Here is an 8,258-nt window from a genome sequence, read left to right as displayed (position 1 = left end):
TTATTGAATCAGCTGGAGCACCAATTTTTTTTGCCTTATCACCATTTTTATTTGTACCAGCCACCACAAATACTACATTGTTTTCAGACTGTATTTTGTCTAATGACGCTGCTTCATGCGATATAAAGTTCTCATTAACCTCTAATTCAGATCCTAAAGATAAATTCCACACATGGATGGTAGGATTTTGCCTTATTATTTGTTCTATCTTCTTCATTATTGTAATCGAACTATTTGGTCCAGAAGTTGCTACCCCAAAATGTTTAACTCTAAATCTACCACAGCCATCATCATATAACGGATTAAATGATGGCCCATCCACAATTATAGAAGTTACAGATGTCCCGTGTTCATAATCTTTTTCAACTTTTGGTATATTATCATCAACCATGTCCTCATAATCTACCCAATTTTTAAAATACACAGACTGATCAAACAGAGTATCTATAACACCTATTATTGGTTCATTCGTTGGGTCTGGTATACTAGGGAGCTGACTATTATCTGCATCTTCTACCTCTTCAAAAATGTAATTTGCCATATCGTAGGTAGCCATAGCTACAAGGTATGGCACCTGTTTTTTAAATATATTAAATGATTTTGGATTATTAAACTGTATTGAGGCATTCTCCTTAACTATTTTATAATCATTTTCTGAGATTCCTAGTTCATTCATTACATCTTTTATATCTTTGCCTATATCATAATAATTTACAATACTATTCTCATCAATTAAATCACTATTATCAACTGTACCAAATTTGGATACAATATCTATATCGGAAATAATATCACCAAAGAGTGATTTTGATAATCCTTTTTTTTCTATTTCTTTTTGATAATTTTTGATGTTTGTTAAATCTTCACTGTCTACATTACCATTGAATACGTTTTCTACTATTGTTTTTGCTTTTTCCAACTTATCTATATTTTTCTTAATAGTATCCAACGAAACAAAATGAGTTATTATGTGCTTTTTCTCTTCGGAAAATTTAGCACCAACTATAGATTCATTGGACGGTTCACTTTTGCTAGAAAGAAGTGTTGTTATTCTTTTGCTCTTAGGCACAATTCTCTTATAAAACACACTAACTAAAGCTCCACCTAATAAATTATCCTTTTCCCATTTTGTATATAATTCTTCTAAATTTGAAATCAACCTTTCTATATCATCAATACTGACATGACTTGTTTTTGGAATTGATGCTGGTCCTGGTTTTCCTAAGCTTTTTTTCTCATTAAGCGTTCCTTTTAATTGAATTAAACTATTCACTATTTAGCCCCCTTGAAACTTGACTTTTAGATATACCAGTTAATTCTTCTATCTCACGCACAGTAAATCCTTCTGATTGTAATTTTTTAATATTTCCATCTATCTTAGAATTAGTTATATTTTCATATAATCGTATTAAATAGTCATATTCATTTTTAGGATTACTAAATGCTAATGATGTTTTTATTAAATTTTTCAAATCCCCTGGATATATTTTTTCATTCATTAATAATATTATTTTTCTAAATAATCTAATATCTTTTGCTGCATTACTAAATTTTTCTAAATACTCATTTAAAATTGTCTCTGCAACATCAACTAAATCTTCTTTTGTATATCTATCAAAATTTATGACACCATCAAATCTTCTAACTAATGCTTTATCAAACGATTTGTATAAATTAGTTGTTGCTATTAAAACAACTCTTTCATTTAAATTATCAAGCTCCTTTAATAGAGTTGACGTTGCCCTTCCCATCTCTCTTAAATCATTATTATTTAGTCTATCTAGTGCAATTGCATCTATTTCGTCAAATAAGATAATGGCATTTTCTGGATGAGCTAATTTATTGATTTCTCTGAATGCTTCTGTAATATTCTTAGATGTTTGCCCTAACTTGCTATCTATAATAACATCAAATCTAACCATGTATAGTTCACGATTAAGAATTCTTGCTATTTGTTTGACTGTCTCTGTTTTACCACTACCAGGAACACCTTCAAATAAAAACTTATTGACACCAATATTATGTCCTATTGCATTAACTATGCCAAGAACATCATCTTTTATTTTATCCGGTAAAGGTAGTGAAAAATTTGATATTTCTATTTTTTCAAAATATGGTGAGTTTGTTTCATTAGTTTGTGGTGTAAAAGTATTAACATTAGATAATAATGCCATAACATACTCCGCTAATTCATGATCACCTGTTCTATCAAAATCCCTTGCAATATCATATGCTTCACTTCTAAATGCAGCATCATTATTTTCAGAATAATACTTTATTAAATTTAAAACATTAATTTTCTTCATTTTTATCACCTATTATAATTATAAAATATATTGGGACAAAAGTCAACTAATTTGAAACCTAGATTTGACTTTTGCGTAAACCTGTGATATTATGTAAGTGTCTTACAAGACAAATAAAAAGGGAAAAAACCATGGTATAGTTTCTTCCGGCAAATTAATTATACCATTTCCCTTCTAAAAAGTAAACTTTTTTAGTTTTGTGAAGAAAGGAGAAAATGATATGACTAATAAGAAAAAGTATGTCTTCACGACATATATAACCATAAAAGGCGTACGCATATATGCTAGTGATTATGGAAAAAAGGCATTTCGCATTGAGGTTAGAGACTAAAGTCTCTGACCTTTTTTAGATAGTTTTGTAGATTCTTATCTACACAATATACATAGCAGCCTTTCATACCTCTTGTCATTAATGTTCTATATGTATTTTTGATTATTCTATCTGCTATTCTATTTGCTTCATCTTGTCCATATTCATTTGCTATCTTGTTTATTCCTTTTAATGATTGATCTGTTGAAGCTCTTTTTCCGTAATCGGTAACTATTTGTCCGTTTTCGTATCTAATATCATTACCAATGATAACACCCACATAATCAAATTCTAATCCTTGGCATGTATGAATACATCCAATTTCATTTACTGAAGATGGATCTATTGCCCAGGTTTGAGAATTACCTAAATTCCAACTCATTTCAAAGTTGTATTCAGGTATAACTATATCATGAATATTGCTATTGTTTTTACCTTCACTAATCCCGTTCCAACAATAACCAGCAACTAGTCTTGATTTATTATTTTCTCTATTCTTTTCTTCAATTAATCTTCTTAATTCATTAGGACTATCTATTACTTTAAAATCATATTGGAAATCATCCAAGTCATAGTTAGCTGTTTTTCTAATATCTAATACATTATCTAACCATGCTAGATAACCATCAGAACCATTACACCTAAATTGACTTTCTAATTCTACAATTCTAATACCTGCTCCTAATTCATTAGCATACTTCTTTATCTCATCTACTGAACCAATATCCTTTAATGTTACCTTTTGATCTTCATCTATAAAGAATATAGAAAAGTTAGAAGCATTAATTATTTCTTTTATTTGATTTTCACCTAAATTTTGGAACATACCAGATTTAGCATTTAATCTATGTGCCTCATCTACTACTAATACATTAACTTCATTCTTCTCTGCTTCAGTAAATTGTCCTGAACCTTGGAATAAATTATTAATATAAGCCATTTTAAATGTACCTTTTAATTTATCTCTAAATACCGCTCTTGGGGCTGCATTTTTAGTTACATAGAAACAAGTCATATTTCTTTTAGTTAATTCTACTAATAGATTAATTGCTAAAACAGATTTACCTGTTCCAGGTCCCCCTTGAACTACTAATACATTTTTATCATTACTTGATACTGTGTCAATAGCCATTCTAATTGCATCTTCATATATAACTTTTTGTTCATCTATCATGTTGAATTCTTTATTACCTTGTAACATTTTAGATAAAGAATCTTGTAATCTTTTAGATGGTCTAATTCTACCATTTTCTATTTTATATAATAATTCTCTATCATCACCTTCAACAATATATCTCTTGATAAATCTTCTTAATTTTTCAAAATCATTACTTCCAAACATTGGAGCTTCTTTTATATATTCTTGATATTGACTACTACATATAGGATCAGTATCTCTTAAATCATAATTATGTAAGAATGCACATGGATATAATCCAATATCATCTAATTGTACTGTCTCATTAAAATCTTTAATTAAATTAGCATAACTTAATGCTTGATATGATGGATGAGCTACTTCTCTTACTCCACCACCAGTAAAAGTAGATACTATTCCATCTTTACCTTCTACAGCAGTACAAGTTTCCCATTGTTTCAATTCAATAATAATTACTGAATCTTTTCTATTATTATCTCTACCAGATAATATAAAATCTATTCTTTTAGAAGTTGTTGGAATATTAAACTCAATAGCAACACCAGCATTATCAGGTATTTCATTATCGTCTAATACTCCTCTCATATATTGCATAGAATTCTTCCATGAATTTAATTGAGATTCACTTGTTCTTCCAAAAAATTGTTTATATCTATCATATATTTTATCAACAATTCTATTTAAATTAACATCATCAATAAAACCTGATTTTATTCCTTCATATACTAACATACTACTTCACCTGTTTTTTATTATTCTTACCCCATGATGATATCTTAGAAGAGCATAATTCTGTTAGAGGTTCTCCTATTGCTTTTTTATAGTTAAATCCCAATAATTGCATTGATTTTAGCGTATCAACACTTATTAAGTCTTTGAATTTTTTGAATGATTCAATGTCAATATTTGGGCTCATATCTTTTAAAATATCCAATACTGTTGAAATGGTTTTATTTAAATGCTGAATATCTATATCAGATATCTCATATTTTTCTATTTCTGTTTTATATGATTGCGCTATTCTTATAGCTTCTGCCCTTTCCTCAATCAATTCATTAACTATTTCATCATATAACTCAATTGTTTTTTTATCATCTTTTTTTGTTTTTGCTACACTAATTCTTTTCTGTATAGTACTAGCAGTACTTTTTATAGCCAAACTAGATAGTGATACTCCTAATTCAATTAGTTGTTCTTTTGCATAATCCATAATATTCCTCCTATAATTTATTATATTTTGTACTTTTCCCTTTTGATTTATCAACAGGGTATTTTTTGGCAGTTTTTTCCATCTTATCTAAAACTATTTGCTTAGGATCTACTCCTAACTTATCTGCCAGTAATATACAATAATTAATGACATCAGCTAGTTCTTCTTTTACTTCATCCAAATCATATTCATTATTCCATTGAAAACATTCAAGTAATTCTCCTGCTTCAATTGAAATACTCTTAGCTAAATTCTCTGGAGAATGAAATTGATCCCAATCTCTTTCTCTTGTAAATTCAACTACTTTCTTAGTTAACTCTTCCATGCTATTACCTTCCTTACTTTTTTAATCGAGTATTATGTGTGTCTCTTGTATTATTTTGGGGTACTTTTTATTTATATATTTTACTAATAGTTTGAATTTCTTTTTATAGATAAAGCCAACAAATTCCGAATACTCTATCTTTGCAATTTTTTTCATATCAAATAAAGAAAGATGATGTTTTTTTATTAAATTTTTATTTATATAAGATTCGTATTCTTCTTCTTTTAAAAGTATGTCGCTTCTGCCGTATTCATTTAAAAATTGTGTATATAACCAGTAGCATGTTTCATTTTCTGTTTTTAAACTAATGTGTTCTAAACATTTTATTAGTTGCTTTAGCTTGTTATTAAACTCATTTAATGTATTATTCATTACTTCACCTGTTGCATGTAATATATTATTACGATATTTAATAATAGACTTATACTCGTTTATATGATCTTTTTCAACTCCTAATAAGAACAAAAAATTAAGAATTGATGCTTCTTTATAATTTGAAAAAATGAATGGTGAATTGCTTGTTATCCATTCTTTTTTATTATCATCACCTAAACACAATACCAAATCAGTAAATTTTTTTAAATCTTTATCTCTTATTCTCAATACATATGAATATATAATATACATAAAAATCATATGACAGCTAATGTATGCGCTTTGATACAACTGGTTTGCAAGACTCTTTCTTATATTTTTCTCATGATAAGCAATGAATTTGAATTCTTTTCCATCTTCTATATCCAATGGTAAAAAATTTATTAATTCAATTACATACTCATTTTCATAATCCATACTATCACCTAGTTTCATTATACTATGATTTGTCGAATTTTGTCGAAAATATTGTTTTTATATTTACACAAAATAAAAAAACTAATCGTTCCTTATTTTATTTCAAAACTCTCTGTTTTTAGATCACAGTAATATCTACCTGATGTTGCTGTGAATTTTAATACACAATAATCTGGATCTGTTACTCCTTGTTTATAAAATATTGTATCTCCTTTTTTCCAAATCATGTTTTTAGTTTCTTGGTCTGTTAAAACTTCCATTTTACCTTTTAACATAACTCCTATATATTTAATTAATCCTTTATGATAAAAGTATATACTTGCGTTTGGATTATCTTTATATTGTTTTACTCTCATAGATGATGTATTTGTTGAAAAGTAAAATTCCTTTAGTCCTATTCTTTTTCTAGGTTTTAACATTGCTTTTACATTAGGATAGTTTTCTTTATCTATAGAACATATAAAACTTACTTTTTGTTTATCTATAAATTTTTCTATTTTATTTAAATCCATATTATTTCACCTATTTTCATTTTAGCATTGTTTACTATGATTATAAGAAAAAACATCTATAAAAGATGTTTATTTTAATATTTTCTTTTTTTCTTTTTCAAATTCTTCTTTAGTTATTATTTCATTATCTAATAATTCTTTTAATTTGTTTAAATCATCATATTCTTGGCTCATATTTGATTTTATATACTCATTATCATTATTCTTATTAATTTCTTCCACATCTTCAAATTTTTCTCCACAATGGGGGCATTCTTTTTCATTAGCAGTAATTAGTGTTCCACAATTAGAACACACGATGGGTTCCACTTCTTTTTTCTTTTTTTGTTTTTCTTCTTCAAATATAGCGTTACATTTTTTGCAATACTTATCTTCTTCATGACATAGGGCCCCACAATTTGTGCAAATGAATTCTTTTTTAGATTCCACTTCCTTTTCTTCTTTATTTTCATCATAGTTAACAAAAAGCCATTTATTTATGAAATAATACATAATTGCTCCTATTCCACCAATAAATGAAAAATGTATTATGGTCATTAAGATCATTGATATTACAAATAGTATAATGCTATTCCACAAGCAGATCTTTTTACCTTTTCTTAATTCAAATTTTTCTTTGTTTATCAATCTCCATATAAATGGCACTATCATCATCATTGTGGATATAATCAATAAATCAATAAGTGCATATTCTTTTGAATGCTCATAAAAATAGTCATTACCACTGTTTAAATACTGTCCACAAAGTGAAAAATATAATACTAATAGTAGGATTACAATGCCAAGTGTTTTATTCTTGCCCTTTTTTTTGATATTTTCTGCCATTATTAACACCCTCCATCCCAATATCCTTTGCTTTGTGCAGTAGGCTTATTATACGCCCAATATGAATAACTGCGATCTCCTACTTTTTCTAGCATACAATCATATGTATAATAATAGTTTCCATAACCTTCAATTACGAAAACAATATTGTTATCAATTAAGTTCAATTTGTTTCTAATATAGTTTGAAGTTTTTCCACCTGTAATACTATTCAATTCATATTTATAATAATTATGCATTCCCTTTTGATAGCTTACTTGCGATTTTAAATCAGCTATTTTCTTATTTTTGTCTTTAATTGTTTTACTATTGTTTAGAACTAATAAAACAATCACTATTAGTGATAATCCAAATAAAACTATAAATATCTCTAAGGGTAACAATAATGGATTTTTTTCTTTTTTTGGTTTTTCTTCAACATTTACTTCTCTACTTTTCTTATATTCCTCTAATGTGATTTTTTTTGCCATTCTATCTCTCCTTTATTTACTTTTTTTACTACCAAGTTTATACCCAGCATATCCAGCTCCAGCAACCCCAGCTGCTCCTGCTCCAATAGCAATGTACTTTAAATAGTCATAATTTTCTGTTTCTGATTCATTATCTAAACAACCACCATGCCCGGAACAACATCCTTGATGGCAATCATTACACGAATTACTTTCTTGGCCATCATTGCATATAATATAAGCCTTAACATCTATGCATACTCAAAAGATTATAAAGGCAACAATCACTAATGCTATTTTTTGTATTTTTTGCATTACATCACCTCTATTATTTTGATTATAACATAGTTTTCAATTTTTCAACATAATT

9 protein-coding genes are annotated in these 8,258 nt (G+C 27.5%); all 9 read right to left on the bottom strand.

The annotated features are described in order from the left end of the window. Positions 1-1,273 (bottom strand): S8 family serine peptidase (locus QZZ11_RS03005; RefSeq protein ID WP_292473483.1); only part of this gene is annotated, 1,273 nt, incomplete at its 3' end. Further along, positions 1,266-2,306 carry an ATP-binding protein gene (locus QZZ11_RS03000; RefSeq protein WP_292473481.1) on the bottom strand — a complete coding sequence of 347 codons (1,041 nt, stop codon included), beginning with the start codon at positions 2,304-2,306 and terminating at the stop codon, positions 1,266-1,268. The genes QZZ11_RS03000 and QZZ11_RS03005, both read right to left, overlap by 8 nt. Positions 2,307-2,626: 320 nt before the next feature. After that, the gene (locus tag QZZ11_RS02995; protein WP_292473479.1) at positions 2,627-4,507 is read right to left on the bottom strand and encodes a DUF2075 domain-containing protein; all 1,881 of its coding nucleotides are present in this window, start codon (positions 4,505-4,507) and stop codon (positions 2,627-2,629) included. A gap of 1 nt (position 4,508) precedes the next feature. Continuing rightward, complete coding sequence (locus QZZ11_RS02990) at positions 4,509-4,985, bottom strand: hypothetical protein (RefSeq protein ID WP_292473477.1); 477 nt, start codon at positions 4,983-4,985, stop codon at positions 4,509-4,511. Between the two features lie 10 nt (positions 4,986-4,995). Continuing rightward, positions 4,996-5,310 (bottom strand): nucleotide pyrophosphohydrolase, encoded by a 315-nt coding sequence (locus QZZ11_RS02985; protein WP_292473475.1) that lies wholly within the window; start codon positions 5,308-5,310, stop codon positions 4,996-4,998. A 21-nt stretch (positions 5,311-5,331) separates the two neighbouring features. Further along, positions 5,332-6,102 (bottom strand): hypothetical protein, encoded by a 771-nt coding sequence (locus tag QZZ11_RS02980; RefSeq protein WP_292473472.1) that lies wholly within the window; start codon positions 6,100-6,102, stop codon positions 5,332-5,334. A gap of 92 nt (positions 6,103-6,194) precedes the next feature. After that, positions 6,195-6,614 carry a pyridoxamine 5'-phosphate oxidase family protein gene (locus QZZ11_RS02975; RefSeq protein WP_292473470.1) on the bottom strand — a complete coding sequence of 140 codons (420 nt, stop codon included), beginning with the start codon at positions 6,612-6,614 and terminating at the stop codon, positions 6,195-6,197. Between the two features lie 69 nt (positions 6,615-6,683). Then, positions 6,684-7,439, bottom strand: a complete 756-nt coding sequence (locus QZZ11_RS02970; protein WP_292473468.1) for a zinc ribbon domain-containing protein — start codon at positions 7,437-7,439, stop codon at positions 6,684-6,686. Positions 7,440-7,441: 2 nt separating this feature from the next. Further along, entirely contained in the window at positions 7,442-7,909 is a 468-nt protein-coding gene (locus QZZ11_RS02965) for a hypothetical protein (RefSeq protein WP_292473466.1), read from the bottom strand. Positions 7,910-8,258 lie beyond the last annotated feature (349 nt).

The sequence above is a fragment of the Methanosphaera sp. genome (assembly GCF_016282985.1).
Classification (GTDB): domain Archaea; phylum Methanobacteriota; class Methanobacteria; order Methanobacteriales; family Methanobacteriaceae; genus Methanosphaera.
This window is presented reverse-complemented; position numbering and strand designations above follow the sequence as displayed.

What these genes read in the sequence shown, in the direction of transcription:
- QZZ11_RS03000 (WP_292473481.1), bottom strand. Translation starts at nt 2,306, where the DNA reads ATGAAGAAAATTAATGTTTTAAATTTAATAAAGTATTATTCTGAAAAT.
- QZZ11_RS02995 (WP_292473479.1), bottom strand. Translation starts at nt 4,507, where the DNA reads ATGTTAGTATATGAAGGAATAAAATCAGGTTTTATTGATGATGTTAAT.
- QZZ11_RS02990 (WP_292473477.1), bottom strand. Translation starts at nt 4,985, where the DNA reads ATGGATTATGCAAAAGAACAACTAATTGAATTAGGAGTATCACTATCT.
- QZZ11_RS02985 (WP_292473475.1), bottom strand. Translation starts at nt 5,310, where the DNA reads ATGGAAGAGTTAACTAAGAAAGTAGTTGAATTTACAAGAGAAAGAGAT.
- QZZ11_RS02980 (WP_292473472.1), bottom strand. Translation starts at nt 6,102, where the DNA reads ATGGATTATGAAAATGAGTATGTAATTGAATTAATAAATTTTTTACCA.
- QZZ11_RS02975 (WP_292473470.1), bottom strand. Translation starts at nt 6,614, where the DNA reads ATGGATTTAAATAAAATAGAAAAATTTATAGATAAACAAAAAGTAAGT.
- QZZ11_RS02970 (WP_292473468.1), bottom strand. Translation starts at nt 7,439, where the DNA reads ATGGCAGAAAATATCAAAAAAAAGGGCAAGAATAAAACACTTGGCATT.
- QZZ11_RS02965 (WP_292473466.1), bottom strand. Translation starts at nt 7,909, where the DNA reads ATGGCAAAAAAAATCACATTAGAGGAATATAAGAAAAGTAGAGAAGTA.